This is a genomic window from Pseudochrobactrum lubricantis (assembly GCF_041929865.1).
Classification (GTDB): Bacteria; Pseudomonadota; Alphaproteobacteria; order Rhizobiales; family Rhizobiaceae; genus Pseudochrobactrum; species Pseudochrobactrum saccharolyticum.
Window position 1 is genome coordinate 1 of record NZ_JBHEEE010000003.1, and the last position, 12,846, is coordinate 12,846.

The window sequence follows — 12,846 nt, forward strand, 5'->3', positions numbered from 1 at the left end:
TATAACAGCTATATAGAGATGCGACACTTGGGCAAATTAGAGATGCGACAGATTTTGCAGCTCATGCCCTGTTCAAACAGAATAAAGAAAGGAAGACTGGGGTTCCGAATGCAAGCAGCGGATGGGAGCCGTCATGTCTTGTTTGATCACAATGTCGCAGAAAGAACTCAATCGATTAGACGCTATTCAGAAGATACGGGATCGCCGCCTGACTGTTGTTCAGGCGACTGCATTGCTCGATCTCAGCCGCAGCCATATTCATCGTCTTTTACAGGCCTTTGACAAGTTTGGTGCGGCTGGCCTTGTTTCAGGCAAACGTGGTCACCCAAGCAATCGCCGTTACAGCGAGGATTTCCGGAATACGGTGCTGGATCTTATACGGGCTTATTATCGGGATTTTGGCCCGACACTGGCCTGTGAGAAGCTGGTTGAGCTACATCAACTTTCAGTCAGTAAAGAAACGCTGCGCCAGTGGATGACAGCTGCAGGTATATGGATTTCACGCCGAGAACGCAAAAAACGTGTATTTCAACCGCGCGGCCGGCGCGATTGTTTTGGTGAACTAGTGCAGATTGACGGTTCACATCATTGGTGGTTCGAGGGTCGGGGGCCCAAATGCGCCCTCCTCGTTTATATTGATGATGCAACCGGTAAGCTTCTGCATCTGCGTTTTGCCGGATCAGAGAACACATTTGATTATTTCCATGCGACGAAGGCCTATCTGGAGCTTTGGGGCAAGCCGCTGGCATTTTACAGCGACAAGCATGGAGTATTTCGCTCCACCCATGGTTCTGAGAAAGATCGAACGAGTGGGCTAACGCAATTCGGTCGGGCACTTTATGAGCTGAACATTGATATTATCTGTGCCAATACCCCACAGGCCAAAGGCCGTGTCGAGCGTGCAAACAGAACTTTGCAGGATCGCCTAGTGAAGGAGTTGCGATTGCGCGGCATTGATACGATGGAAGCAGCAAATGCTTATGCACCGGAATTCATTGCAGATTTCAATGCCCGTTTTGGTAAGCTACCGCGCAATCCGAAGGATATGCATCGGCCGCTGGCTGCGCATGAGAACCTCGACGGCGCACTGTGCCGGAAGGAAGTGCGGACACTGTCGCAGTCTCTGACGCTGCGCTACGACAAGGTATTGTTCATCCTGGAGCCAACGGAGATTGCAAAACGACTGGCCCGTCAAAAGGTCATTGTCTGCGATTATCCGGACGGTCGCCTTGAAATCATGCACGGCACGGACACCCTGCCCTATAGAACGTTTGACAAATTGCGTTCGGTTCATCGCTCACCCGTTGTCGAGAACAAACGGCTGGACGACATGCTGGCTCTTGTCGCTGAGATGCAGGCTGGACGGGAACAGCAACGCAGCAAGAGTGGTCCGCGTCGCACGGGACAGACGAACCATATGTTTGGCGTCCGCGACGGCAGCACCGCCAACGGCTATCAGAAGCGAGAGCGTAAATCGCGCACAGCCTACATGAACGATCCTGCTGTCATTGCTCGGCGAGAGCAAGCCCTATTGAGACAGCCGGCGCAGGAATAAAGCTCGTCAATGGACGCTGATATGGCTTAGCGTAGCCGATATAGGTGGGCCGAGTATCAACTAATGACAGAACAATTGCTACTGAGAAAGCTAAAGCCGAAGAGGCGGGTATTCACTCGCCCCCATTCCTCGCTTGCAACCCTGACCAGCCTCTCGGAATGGGGGCTGTCGTCAGCGCCTGTCGCATTTCTATTTTGCTGGGAACGTCGCAACTTTAACTTGCTAAAACAATACATATGGCTTTGACCGATTGGCAGTGAGCCGCCTGACCGTCTCGGATCAGTCCAAATTTTCCTGTTCGAACTTGTCGGTGACATGAATATCCGTCATCTCCAGACTATGCGGGCCGAGATTGACATATTTATGCGGAATGTTGGCTGGTCCGAAGATTATCTGTCCTGCTACAGCCTCAAACTGCCGGTCACCCACTGTGAACAAAGCGCGGCCCTGACGTATGATAAATATCTCATCATAAGGGTGTTTGTGCAGCCTTGGTCCGCGCCCGATATGCTCGGTCGTATAAAACATCACTGATACATTCGTGCCCAAATGCTTTCCTTCAAACTCTCCGTGCCAGACATCGGGCTTTTCAGCCCATTCTGTACGCTCGAGAATTGCTGCTTGTTTTTGCATGTGGCTCACCTCAACCTCATTCTGAGTGCAGTCTTTATTTACCATAAAAACGCAAAAGCCGCGGCTTTCAAGATTGTGCATCTTTGAAACTTAATATGGCCGGATTTCCGGAAAATGATCCGGTTGAAAAATGATATTCATTATCTCCCGCATCTTATTGAAAATATTGATATTATGGATGGTGTCATGACCGGAAAACAAAATAAATTGCGTATTGCTGTGCTGTTTGGCGGCCGCTCACCGGAGCATGATGTTTCTGTGCTTTCTGCTACCAATGTGATGCAGGCGCTGGATGTCGATAAATACGAGGTCGTACCGGTTTTTGTGACCCGTGAAGGACAATGGTTGCTCAGCGCCTATGAGCAGGGACAATTGGCGAAGCCCTCCTCCGGCACTGAAATTTGCCTTGTTTCCGGTGGTTACGGGCGGATTATCGGTATTGATGCAGATCAGGGGCTTCAGGAATTGCCGAAAATTGATGCTTTATTTCCTGTTTTGCACGGCCTTCATGGCGAAGACGGTGCGGTACAGGGATTGGCTGAAGTTGCCTGCGTTCCGCTGATCGGCTGTGGTATTCTAGGTTCTGCCGTCGCTCTTGATAAGGACATGACTAAACGTGTGAACAGAGAGGCCGCAGTTCCTGTTGCCCATGCTGTGACGCTCCATTCGGGAAATGTACCGGAGTTTGAAGCTGTCAAGAATGCGCTCGGCCTGCCCTTTTTTGTGAAGCCTGCACGGCAAGGCTCATCCGTGGGGGTCAGTAAGGTTGCTACATCGGCGGATTACAGACTGGCACTGGATGAAGGTTTCCGGCACGACAATAAGCTTCTCGCAGAAGAATTTATCCGTGGCCGCGAGATTGAATGTGCTGTGCTTGAGGATGCTGACGGTACGCTTTTCGTTTCCCGTTGCGGCGAGATTACACCAGCTGAAAGTCATGGTTTTTATAGTTATGATGCGAAATATACGGACGAGAACGGTGCGGCTTTAAAAGTACCGGCCGACTTGCCCGCATCTGTTGAAACGCAGATCCGTGAGATGGCGAAAAAAGCATTCCGGGCTACCGGCTGCGATGCAATGGCGCGCGTGGATTTCTTTGTGACGGATGATATGCGTATCATACTCAACGAAATTAATACGATTCCGGGCTTTACCGATATCAGTATGTATTCGAAAGTAATGGCTGTGAGTGGCGTCAGCTATGCTCAGATTCTCGACCGGCTCATAGCTCATGGTCTGAAACGCGGCAGTTGATGAAGAATATGACTTATAAAATCAATGAAATGCCTGTTTTATAAGGATATCAGTGATGAAAACACCGCAACTCCCCTTCAGCGGGCAATGCCGCTGCGGAAAAGTCAGGATTGAGGTCAGTGCAGCACCGATCATGACGGCGGCCTGTCATTGCACAGGCTGTCAGACAATGAGCAGCAGCGCGTTTTCGTTGACGGCGATGATCCCCTCTTCTGGCTTTAAAGTCACGGAGGGTAAGCCGGTGATCGGTGGTTTGCATGGCCCGCAACAGCATCATTATTTCTGCGCCTATTGCATGACATGGATGTTTACGCGCATTGAAGGCGTTGATGCTTTCGTCAATGTCCGGCCATCGCTGTTTGATGACCATAGCTGGTTTGTACCTTTCGTGGAGACCATGACAAAGGAGAAGCTGTCCTGGGCACAGACACCGGCACTTTATCACTATGAAGCTTTTCCGCCTTTAGAAGACTATGAAAAACTGATGGGTGAATTTGCACGGCAAATGGAGTGAAACAGCCCGTTTGTCTGAAATTTTATCCCATCAGGATGCGATCATGAAGTTGACTTACGATGCGGCCGCTGATGCTGCTTATATTCAGTTCAAATCAGATGAAGATGAAACTGCCTTCGGCTTTACATATTGCTGTGATCCGCGCGAAACGGACGGGGAAATCAATCTGGATTTCAATAGCGACGGGAGGCTGACCGGGATCGAGATATTGCAGGCCAGCAAGAAATTACCTGCATATTTGCTTGCATTATCGCAATCCTGATCTGTTCACCGGAAATCGTTGAAACCGGACAAGTTTTATAAAATTGTTCCGAATTCCATACTCTCAGGCTCAATCAGTGCCAGAAAAGCATCGCAGACCGGTTGATTGCGCCAGCTTGCACAAATTGCCTTTGCATGATCCTCAGTCAGTGCAAAAGCAATATCAAGAAAAGCACCATCGCCCAGCTTTACCAGATGCTGGTTGCACCAGCCATTCTGTTTGGACAAATGGCTTGCAATCATCAAATCATAGGCAATGTGCATATCCGCTTCATTGACACCGTTTTTAAGACGGAAACGCCCCAATTCGAGACCGGATATTTTTGCCTGAAGGGACGTCTGGTTTTTAACTGATTGCATTGCATTAACTCCTTGTTTGAGGAGCGTTGCATACAATATTCCTCCTGACAGTTTCTGTCAGGATGCTGTATAGATACACCATGCGCACACTTCGCCTTTTTGCTCTCCTCGATCATTTACGGGGCCGAACAGAGCCGGTTTCAGCAGAAATGCTGGCACAGGAACTGCAGGTTTCAGTCCGCACAATCTATCGCGATATGGCGACTTTGCAGGCTATGGGAGCGCCCTTGCGCGGTGAGGCCGGCATTGGTTATCAGCTGGAGAAGGGCTATTTTCTGCCCCCTCTTCATTTCGATCCTGATGAACTGGATGCTTTGATGCTCGGAACCCGCCTGATCGCGTCCCGCGGCGACGAAGCACTGGCTGCGGCTGCCCGACGTGTCTCGGCCAAAATCAGTGCTGCTATTGGTTACGATAAAGGTGAAGCCTATACGCGTCTGCCATTACGCGCTGTTGCAAGACAAAATTCTGAGAGTGACAAGGCATCCGGACATCTTGCAGTCCTGCGCACTGCTTTACGCGATAAAGCCGTATTAAATATTACCTATTGCGACTTGGAGAATAAACGCAGTCAGCGAAGCGTTCGCCCGCTTGGCCTGACGATGTTTGAGCAAGTCTGGCTTCTGACTGTCTGGTGTGAGAGCCGCATGGATTTCCGTAATCTGCGCGCTGATCGTATTGAAGCCATTCAGCTTGCAGACAGAGTATTCCGGGATGAAAAAGGCAAGCGTTTTGAAGACTATCTCAAAACGCTTGCCTGACGAATTTACCGCGCCTGCTCTTTCTTCGGAGCAGAGAGAATAACAAGGCAGAATATCACCAGCAAAGCACCAAGCCATCCGAGTGGCGACAGGTTTTCACCAACGATTACAACGGCCAGCAAAGCGGCAATCACAGGTTCTGTGAGTGTTATTGTTGTTGCGGTACTGACGGAAATACGCGCCAGCGCATAGCCAAATAAGACATAGCCGGTAAACATCGGTATGACAGCCATATAGGCACCGACAAGTGCATTATTCCATGAGGCCAGCAATGCTCCGCCGGTCAGCAGTAATACCGGCATCAGTAACAGGCCGCCTGCTCCGAAAATTGACCCCATCGCTGCTTTTGAGGAAATGCCTTTACACATCAGCCGGTGTGCTGCCCATGCATAAAGGGCATAGGTCAGTCCGCCGACAAGTCCCAGCAATACGCCTGACGCAGTCGCTCCCGCAGAAAATGCAACTGATGCTGTCTGATGGTCGCCGCCACCGAAAAAGCAAAGCAGAACAATGCCGGAAAGCCCGAGAGCCGCGCCGAATATCCATTGCTTGCTCAGGGTTTTACGATCAATCACCCATTCAATCAGCGCGGAAAATAAAGGTGCGGAACCGATCGTGACAACCGTGCCGACTGTGACACCCGCCAGATACATCGACGAGTAAAAGGCCAGCGGATAGACAGCCACAGAAACCGCGCCGAACAAGACGAGAAGCCATTGTTGCTGTAACTTGCTGTAATCGCGTTTCAATGCCCGCAAAGCGAGCAGGGCTTGCAAAAGTCCGCCTACTCCCATGGCAACCGCGCCGATGGCCATGGGCCCGACTTCGGGTGCAAAAGTTGCGGCAGTGCCGGTTGTGCCCCACAGGAAGGACGCGATTAAAACGCAGACAATGCCAAGCCCTGCACTATCTGTTTTGATAACTGATACATTGCTCATAAACCGGCCAAAATACTTTCTGCAAGACGTCTTGCATGTTGAACACGCTTACTATCGCCTTCAAGACCGGCGCGGGAGAATGAGCCTTCCAGCAGAAATGCCAGATGTTCTGCGGTCATTTCCACCTGCTCCGCTGTCAATGTTTTACCTGTTTGAGTGCGCCATTCCTGCAGGTGCTGAATAAGGAAATGCTCCACCTCTTCCTTATGGCGGCGCACAGCCTCCCTGCCCTTGTCACCCACGGTGAGTTCAGCCGCGGCATTCAACAAGCCGCAGCCGCGAAAACCGTTCTCATAATCATATTCAGCATGGTCTCTGTAGGCATCAAACACGGCCATAACCCGCTCTTTCGGGCTGGCGGCAGGTGCTAAACGCGCAGCATATAAATCAAGCCACTCCTGATGCCTCAGCTCAATAAAAGCGGCGACCAGCTCTGATTTTGATGCAAAATTATTATACAGGCTCATTTTGGCCACGCCTGCTTTTGCGGTAATCATATCAATGCCGGTTGCGTTAATCCCGTAATTATAAAACAGGATACCCGCCGCATCGAGCAGACGATCACGCACAGATTGAGCTTTGGACGGCTTTGCAGAGGCAGACATAATTTCTCTTTTCAGTATTAGGTAGGTCAGTCTACATAATTGCTTTTCAGCAGACAAGCGGTAATATATTTGTGAACGGAGTATTCATTTAAAAACAGCTATTTAAGCGTATCATTCATCAACAAGACATAATAATGAGAACACCTGGCGGGGCTTAAGCCGGTATAATTATGATCTCTGACTGATAGCAAACAGCGTGCAATCTGCGCGTTGCAAGGAGATTTGCATCTGCCGGAATGAACGGTTTGATACCATTATCGGGCATGCTCTTTAACAGAGTTTAAGGCATTTTCAGTTATGGGAACTCATTGGAAATGCTTTGGTTTTTGAAATTATGCGCATTCTTAAAGCCGGAAACAGATCAAAAGTTTCGGATTTTTAATATGCGCTCCAGCATATGAGTGATGAAGCTATGACGGTTATGAATGTCCCTGCTCTGCCTACAGAGATGTCCGGTGATGATATCCGTAATCCTCATATCTGCCTGACGCCTTCCGAAAGCGAATGGATTCAGCTCATTCATAGCCTGCCTGATAATCTTGCAAAGCAGCTTGCCTGTCTGATCGAGGCGGATAAAGACCGTCTGGTTGGTGTTTTCTACGACAGGTTGCTGCAAAACCCGGATGCAAGTCCGTTTCTCTCTCAGGATGTGGTTCACGACCGCCTGCAGCATTCGATGCGCGGCTGGCTGCGCCGCCTTTTTGTTGAGCGAACCATGGATGTTGCGGTTTTTGTGGCTGAGCAGCGCAAGATCGGCGAGGTTCATGCGCGTATTCAGGTGCCTATTCATGTGGTTATGCAGGGCGCACGCCTGCTGAAGAACGAGATTGTTTGTCAGCTGCAAAGTCAGACAATCAGTCTTGGTGACTTTGCTGTCATGGCCGATTATGTCGGCAATGCCATTAATATTGCTATTGAATTTATGAGTCAGGCTTTTGTCAGCAATACCAAAAGCGATGCACAGACGGATGAAGCCTATCGCGCTTTCGCACTCAGTCAGGATGTGACACTGGAACGTGAAATCCAGCGTGCCAGCCTCATGGAGTGGAGCCAGTCGGTTCTGTTCAGTCTCTATGGTAACAGACGTGAGGCTGTGCTGCCCCTGCTCTCCAGTTCTGATTTCGGCCTGTGGCTGCATCATAAAGGCGATATGATTTTTCATGGTTCGCCGGTTTTGGAAAATATTCGTGCAGATATGAAATATATTGACACCGTTTTGCTACCGGCCATTGCCGGTGCCGATGCGGATCAAAATCTAACAGAACTGATTGAATCCTTTAAAAATAAAACCGGAGAGATCAAATTTCTGCTGGCAGAACTCTTTCAGGCCGCTGCTGCGATGGAAACCGGTCGCGATCCGCTGACGCGCACACTGAACAGACGTTTTCTGCCTTCCATTCTGTCGCGTGAGGTTAAAATGGCTTCACAAAACCGGATGGAGCTGAGTGTCATGATGGTCGATATCGATAATTTCAAACGTATCAATGACACTTACGGCCATGGCGGCGGGGATCATATTCTCCAGCAGGTGGCAGAAAGCATTTTCACGCATTCCCGTGCCAGCGATTTTGTCTTCCGTTATGGCGGCGAAGAGTTTCTTGTGGTGCTGATTGAAGCAAGTGCAAAGACTGCTTTGGAAACGGCTGAAAAACTACGACTGAAAATTGCCGGTCAGCAATTCTCACTGCCGGATGGCGGGTCGCAAAATATTACGCTGTCGATTGGTGTTTCCACATTCAATGGCCATCCTGACTTCAGCCATTTGATTAAAACCGCAGATCAGGCGCTGTATCAGGCTAAGCAAAACGGCAGAAACCGCACGGAAGTTGCTATTCCTCTGTCCTGAGGAGTGGAGGTTTACTCGCTAATGGCCGTGGCTGATATGCCTGTCGGGATTGCAGGTACTATTGCATCAGCTATATGCTTGTCTGTTTTGAAGTAATAGGGAATTTTTGCTTCATTGAGTGCAGCAATGAAATGTTTAATGATGAGTTCAATATTGGATTTCTTGTAATAATTCTGTGACAGGGTACATACCGCCACAGTATAGGATGTTCCGTATTTTACCGGCCAGTGGCACAGCAAAAACACAGACAAATCGGTCCAGCAGGATATTTTAAATACCTGCCCTTGCACCGGCTCGACAATAATAAAGAAGTTCCAGTCTTTCTCCATGTATTATCCATCGAAAATTGCGATATGCATGATGATACTTCATTTTTTCAAATATTAAAGCGTATATTTATAAAATTTAATATTGAATATTTAATAATAAAAATTTCATCTGTTTTGCGAAGTTTTTGATCTTTTACTTCATACTCTATCAATATTGCAGATTTTTCATCTGCTTTTGTATCGTGGACATGGTGAGAATCTCCTCTGCATCAAATGCAGTTTCATAGGCTCATGGAGGCTTGTTTTATAGCTGCGCTACCTTTTTCTGATTATGCGCTGCGCCCTGAAAACATAGGGTTTTGCAGCAATTCCCATATGTCGGGTGGACTTTTTTCGATATTTCTATATATTGTTGAATATCAGTTTAGATTTATCTGCAATTTCTAAATGAAATTTAAAGCATAATCTTTGCATTAATTTCGCAGATATTTCTCTTATTTAAATACAAAAGGAGAATAGGTCTGCCATTATGGCAGGGTTAACTTATTATATGGCTGTTTATACAATTAATGAGAGTATGAATGAGCCAAAGTCTGTAAAACTATCTTTAAAAGATGTTTTTAAAGTCTTTGGTGAAAAGCCGGAAAAAGCAATGAGCCAATTGCGTTCCGGAAAAAGCAAAAAAGAGATCCACAAGGATACGGGCTGCACTATCGGCGTTGACGGTGCGAGCTTTGAAATTATGGATGGCGAGATCTTCGTCATTATGGGATTGTCCGGCTCCGGCAAATCCACACTTCTGCGCCTGCTGAACCGGCTGATTGAGCCGACCTCCGGCACCATTGCCGTTGATGGGCGTGACATTACCAAAATGTCCAAAGGCGAGCTGATCGATCTGCGCCGCCGTGATATGAGCATGGTTTTCCAGTCTTTCGCATTGCTGCCAAACCGTACTGTTCTCAACAATGCTGCCTTCGGCCTTGAAGTTGCCGGCATGGCTGAGGCCGAGCGCCATGAGCGCGCAATGCAAGCGCTCACGGCCGTCGGTCTGGAGCCCTATGCCCAGAGCATGCCCGACCAGCTTTCCGGTGGTATGAAACAGCGTGTCGGCCTTGCCCGCGCTCTGGCCAATGAGCCGACAATCCTGCTGATGGACGAAGCGTTTTCCGCGCTTGATCCCCTCATCCGCACGGAAATGCAGGATGAGCTGATCCGCCTGCAATCGGAAAACAGCCGCACGATTATCTTTGTGAGCCACGATCTGGACGAAGCCATGCGCATAGGCGACCGCATCTGCATCATGCAGCACGGCAAGGTCGTACAGGTCGGCACACCGGATGAGATTGTTTCTGCTCCGGCGAATGATTATGTGCGCTCCTTCTTCAAGAATGTGGATGTGTCTCATGTGTTTTCTGCCGGTGATGTGGCGCGGAAAACCCTGCTGACGATCTTTGACCGTCAGGGTGTTTCTGCCGCGTCCGCATTGGAACAGATGGAAACAACGGGGCGCGACGTTGCCGTTATTGTCGGCCGTGACCGCAGCTATCACGGCATGATCAGTCAGGACGGGCTGATTGAGAAGGTCAAAGCCAAATCCCCGCATCCGTACAGGGAAGCGTTCTTAAGCGATATCACTCCTATTGAAGCAAGCGAACCGCTTTCCAACGTGCTCGGCCGCGTTGCTGAAAGCCGCTGGCCGGTTCCGGTTGTTGATGAAAAAAACAGATATGTCGGTGCGATTTCTAAGTCGGCACTTCTGGAAACGCTCGACCGCGCCGGTTGAGCTGAAACGATTGGTATAAAAATGGATATGAATTTTAGTATCGGCAAAGGTGCCGATATCACTGTGAATTACATTCTCGACCATTTCACACCGGCGCTGGATATGATTGCTGCGGTTATCGGCTTTGTTACCGGCGGTATTCAGGGCGGATTGCTGGCAATTCCGGCTGTTGCCGGTATTGCCATTCTCACATTGCTGTCGCTGTGGCGTGTGGGTTGGAAGTTTGCGATTTTCACTGCTCTCGCACTGGCACTCGTCCATCATATGGGACTGTGGTCGGGCACGATGGAGAGCCTGTCTTTGGTGCTGGCTGCAACGATCATTGCCATTGTCATTGGTATTCCGCTGGGTATTGCCATGGCGCGCAGCGAGTTGCTTGCATCTTTCATCCGCCCTGTGCTCGACCTGATGCAGACTATGCCTGCCTTTGTGTATCTTATTCCGGCGGCCATGTTCTTTGGTCTTGGCGCCGTGCCCGGTACAATCGCGACTGTGATTTTTGCAATGCCGCCGGTTGTACGCCTGACCAATCTCGGTATCCGGCAGGTTCATGGAGAGTTCGTTGAAGCCGGTCTGGCCTTCGGCTGCACGGCAAAACAGCTACTGTTCAAAGTGCAGCTTCCCAATGCCCTTCCCTCGATTATGGCCGGTATCAACCAGACCATCATGCTGTCGCTGTCGATGGTGGTGATTGCCTCCATGATCGGTGCAGGCGGTCTGGGGAATACAGTGCTCACCGGTATTCAGCGTCTTGATGTCGGTACCGGTTTTGAGGGCGGACTTGCCGTGGTCATTCTGGCCGTTGTGCTTGACCGTATCACTCAGAGTTTTGGAAAACCGCAGCCAGGTCTGTTCAAGCGCTTTGCAGCGCTGCGCAAACAGCCGGAAGCGGAAACCGGAGCCAAGAAAACAACAACCCTGCGCAAGCAGGAAGCTTAATTCACCTATAGAAACCTTAAAGGAGAAGATATGTTCGGGAAACTGACACGTCTAAGCCTGGCGGCATTGCTGGCGGGAACCATGGCAACTTCAGCATTGGCTGCAGGCGATGCCAAAGTGGTCAAACTTGGCTGGGCACCCTGGTCCGATGCTGAGTTTGTGACCAAACTCGCAGCTAAACTTATTCAGGATAATCTGGATCAGAAAGTCGAGCTGGTGCAGACAGATGTTGCGCCGCTTTATCAGGGCGTGAGCCGTGGCGATCTTGATGCCATGATGATGGCTTGGCTGCCTGCAACACATGCGGATTATTACAAGCGCGTTGAAGGCAAGGTTGAAGATCTGGGCCCGCTCTATGAAGGTGCACAACTTGGCTGGGTTGTGCCCGCCTCCGTGCCTGAGAGTGATATCAAGTCGATTGAAGACCTGAAGAAAGCCGATATTCATGAAAAGCTGAAAGGCCAGATTCAAGGTATTGATCCGGGTGCCGGTCTGACCCGCCTTTCAGAGGAAGCGATCAAGAAATACGGCCTGAATTACAAGCTGCAGATTTCCAGTGAAGCGGCAATGCTCACGACGGTTGACCGTGCAACCCGCTCGGACGGCTGGTTTGTGGCGACGGCATGGAGCCCGCACTGGATGTTCGGCAAATACAAGCTGCGCTATCTGGAAGACCCTGAAGGTGCGCTTGGTGCCGCAGAGCATGTGAATGCCCTCGCCCGCAAAGGCTTTAAGGAAGACAATCCGAAAGTCGCCTCTCTGCTGGAAAAGATGAATATCCCGCTGGAAGACCTCGAAAAAGCGATGTTTGAGGCGCAGGAAACATCGTACGATAAGGCCGTTGATAAATATATTGCCGACAATCCTGATCGCATCAAAGAATGGCTGGCTGAATAATTTCAGCCTGAAGAGCAAAATACGGCGGTGCGCAAGCGCCGCCGTTTTTCAATTTTGGCTTATAATATTCCTGTTTAAAAATGCTGACATCGCCACGGGGGAGTGATAAAGCACTGCGCAGATCATATTTTTCCTGCAATGAAAAGGTGATGTTATGAGTATGATACAATGGGTATTTCTCATTCAGGGTATTATCGCTTTCGGTCTGGCCGGTTGCGTTGCCTATGTTGT

The 12,846-nt window shown here is 49.6% G+C and carries 14 protein-coding genes; 9 read left to right on the top strand and 5 right to left on the bottom strand.

Going from position 1 to position 12,846, the window contains the following annotated elements:
- The first annotated feature begins 133 nt into the window (after positions 1 to 133).
- Entirely contained in the window at positions 134 to 1,555 is a 1,422-nt protein-coding gene (locus JNC80_RS07145) for an ISNCY family transposase (RefSeq protein WP_113943087.1), read from the top strand.
- Between the two features lie 279 nt (positions 1,556 to 1,834).
- Here JNC80_RS07145 and JNC80_RS07150 read toward each other — a convergent pair whose 3' ends face one another.
- Positions 1,835 to 2,188, bottom strand: a complete 354-nt coding sequence (locus tag JNC80_RS07150; RefSeq protein ID WP_376710122.1) for a cupin domain-containing protein — start codon at positions 2,186 to 2,188, stop codon at positions 1,835 to 1,837.
- A gap of 186 nt (positions 2,189 to 2,374) precedes the next feature.
- Here JNC80_RS07150 and JNC80_RS07155 point away from each other — a divergent pair, with 186 nt between their 5' ends.
- The 3 genes from JNC80_RS07155 to JNC80_RS07165 are packed head-to-tail and all read left to right on the top strand — an operon-like array spanning position 2,375 to position 4,218.
- The gene (locus tag JNC80_RS07155; protein WP_376710123.1) at positions 2,375 to 3,442 is read left to right on the top strand and encodes a D-alanine--D-alanine ligase family protein; all 1,068 of its coding nucleotides are present in this window, start codon (positions 2,375 to 2,377) and stop codon (positions 3,440 to 3,442) included.
- A 55-nt stretch (positions 3,443 to 3,497) separates the two neighbouring features.
- Positions 3,498 to 3,956: a GFA family protein gene (locus JNC80_RS07160; RefSeq protein WP_022711781.1), complete on the top strand. Its 459-nt coding sequence runs from the start codon at positions 3,498 to 3,500 to the stop codon at positions 3,954 to 3,956.
- A gap of 43 nt (positions 3,957 to 3,999) precedes the next feature.
- Complete coding sequence (locus JNC80_RS07165) at positions 4,000 to 4,218, top strand: DUF2283 domain-containing protein (protein ID WP_075655146.1); 219 nt, start codon at positions 4,000 to 4,002, stop codon at positions 4,216 to 4,218.
- A 35-nt stretch (positions 4,219 to 4,253) separates the two neighbouring features.
- On the opposite strand, the gene JNC80_RS07170 is transcribed toward JNC80_RS07165, so the two are convergent.
- Positions 4,254 to 4,577, bottom strand: coding sequence for a hypothetical protein (locus JNC80_RS07170; RefSeq protein WP_376709910.1), 324 nt, complete (start codon positions 4,575 to 4,577; stop codon positions 4,254 to 4,256).
- An 80-nt stretch (positions 4,578 to 4,657) separates the two neighbouring features.
- Here JNC80_RS07170 and JNC80_RS07175 point away from each other — a divergent pair, with 80 nt between their 5' ends.
- A complete protein-coding gene (locus JNC80_RS07175) occupies positions 4,658 to 5,338 on the top strand; it encodes a helix-turn-helix transcriptional regulator (RefSeq protein WP_376709911.1) in 681 nt (226 codons plus the stop codon).
- Between the two features lie 5 nt (positions 5,339 to 5,343).
- On the opposite strand, the gene JNC80_RS07180 is transcribed toward JNC80_RS07175, so the two are convergent.
- Together JNC80_RS07180 and JNC80_RS07185 are read right to left on the bottom strand one after the other, a co-directional pair.
- Complete coding sequence (locus JNC80_RS07180; protein ID WP_376709912.1) at positions 5,344 to 6,276, bottom strand: DMT family transporter; 933 nt, start codon at positions 6,274 to 6,276, stop codon at positions 5,344 to 5,346.
- Positions 6,273 to 6,881 (bottom strand): TetR/AcrR family transcriptional regulator, encoded by a 609-nt coding sequence (locus JNC80_RS07185; protein WP_376709913.1) that lies wholly within the window; start codon positions 6,879 to 6,881, stop codon positions 6,273 to 6,275. Before JNC80_RS07185 ends, JNC80_RS07180 begins: the two co-directional genes overlap by 4 nt.
- A gap of 397 nt (positions 6,882 to 7,278) precedes the next feature.
- On the opposite strand from JNC80_RS07185, the gene JNC80_RS07190 reads away from it, so the two are divergent.
- Positions 7,279 to 8,727 (top strand): GGDEF domain-containing protein, encoded by a 1,449-nt coding sequence (locus JNC80_RS07190; protein WP_376709914.1) that lies wholly within the window; start codon positions 7,279 to 7,281, stop codon positions 8,725 to 8,727.
- An 11-nt stretch (positions 8,728 to 8,738) separates the two neighbouring features.
- Here JNC80_RS07190 and JNC80_RS07195 read toward each other — a convergent pair whose 3' ends face one another.
- Positions 8,739 to 9,056, bottom strand: coding sequence for a DUF982 domain-containing protein (locus tag JNC80_RS07195; protein WP_022711774.1), 318 nt, complete (start codon positions 9,054 to 9,056; stop codon positions 8,739 to 8,741).
- A gap of 517 nt (positions 9,057 to 9,573) precedes the next feature.
- Between JNC80_RS07195 and proV the strand changes: the two genes are divergently transcribed.
- The 3 genes from proV to JNC80_RS07210 are packed head-to-tail and all read left to right on the top strand — an operon-like array spanning position 9,574 to position 12,615.
- Positions 9,574 to 10,779, top strand: coding sequence for a glycine betaine/L-proline ABC transporter ATP-binding protein ProV (gene proV, locus JNC80_RS07200; protein ID WP_376710124.1), 1,206 nt, complete (start codon positions 9,574 to 9,576; stop codon positions 10,777 to 10,779).
- Positions 10,780 to 10,800: 21 nt separating this feature from the next.
- Positions 10,801 to 11,718 (top strand): ABC transporter permease, encoded by a 918-nt coding sequence (locus JNC80_RS07205; protein ID WP_376709915.1) that lies wholly within the window; start codon positions 10,801 to 10,803, stop codon positions 11,716 to 11,718.
- Between the two features lie 30 nt (positions 11,719 to 11,748).
- Complete coding sequence (locus JNC80_RS07210) at positions 11,749 to 12,615, top strand: glycine betaine ABC transporter substrate-binding protein (RefSeq protein ID WP_376709916.1); 867 nt, start codon at positions 11,749 to 11,751, stop codon at positions 12,613 to 12,615.
- Positions 12,616 to 12,846: the final 231 nt, after the last annotated feature.

What these genes read in the sequence shown, in the direction of transcription:
- JNC80_RS07145 (WP_113943087.1), top strand. Translation starts at nt 134, where the DNA reads ATGTCTTGTTTGATCACAATGTCGCAGAAAGAACTCAATCGATTAGAC.
- JNC80_RS07150 (WP_376710122.1), bottom strand. Translation starts at nt 2,188, where the DNA reads ATGCAAAAACAAGCAGCAATTCTCGAGCGTACAGAATGGGCTGAAAAG.
- JNC80_RS07155 (WP_376710123.1), top strand. Translation starts at nt 2,375, where the DNA reads ATGACCGGAAAACAAAATAAATTGCGTATTGCTGTGCTGTTTGGCGGC.
- JNC80_RS07160 (WP_022711781.1), top strand. Translation starts at nt 3,498, where the DNA reads ATGAAAACACCGCAACTCCCCTTCAGCGGGCAATGCCGCTGCGGAAAA.
- JNC80_RS07165 (WP_075655146.1), top strand. Translation starts at nt 4,000, where the DNA reads ATGAAGTTGACTTACGATGCGGCCGCTGATGCTGCTTATATTCAGTTC.
- JNC80_RS07170 (WP_376709910.1), bottom strand. Translation starts at nt 4,577, where the DNA reads ATGCAATCAGTTAAAAACCAGACGTCCCTTCAGGCAAAAATATCCGGT.
- JNC80_RS07175 (WP_376709911.1), top strand. Translation starts at nt 4,658, where the DNA reads ATGCGCACACTTCGCCTTTTTGCTCTCCTCGATCATTTACGGGGCCGA.
- JNC80_RS07180 (WP_376709912.1), bottom strand. Translation starts at nt 6,276, where the DNA reads ATGAGCAATGTATCAGTTATCAAAACAGATAGTGCAGGGCTTGGCATT.
- JNC80_RS07185 (WP_376709913.1), bottom strand. Translation starts at nt 6,881, where the DNA reads ATGTCTGCCTCTGCAAAGCCGTCCAAAGCTCAATCTGTGCGTGATCGT.
- JNC80_RS07190 (WP_376709914.1), top strand. Translation starts at nt 7,279, where the DNA reads ATGAGTGATGAAGCTATGACGGTTATGAATGTCCCTGCTCTGCCTACA.
- JNC80_RS07195 (WP_022711774.1), bottom strand. Translation starts at nt 9,056, where the DNA reads ATGGAGAAAGACTGGAACTTCTTTATTATTGTCGAGCCGGTGCAAGGG.
- proV (WP_376710124.1), top strand. Translation starts at nt 9,574, where the DNA reads ATGAATGAGCCAAAGTCTGTAAAACTATCTTTAAAAGATGTTTTTAAA.
- JNC80_RS07205 (WP_376709915.1), top strand. Translation starts at nt 10,801, where the DNA reads ATGGATATGAATTTTAGTATCGGCAAAGGTGCCGATATCACTGTGAAT.
- JNC80_RS07210 (WP_376709916.1), top strand. Translation starts at nt 11,749, where the DNA reads ATGTTCGGGAAACTGACACGTCTAAGCCTGGCGGCATTGCTGGCGGGA.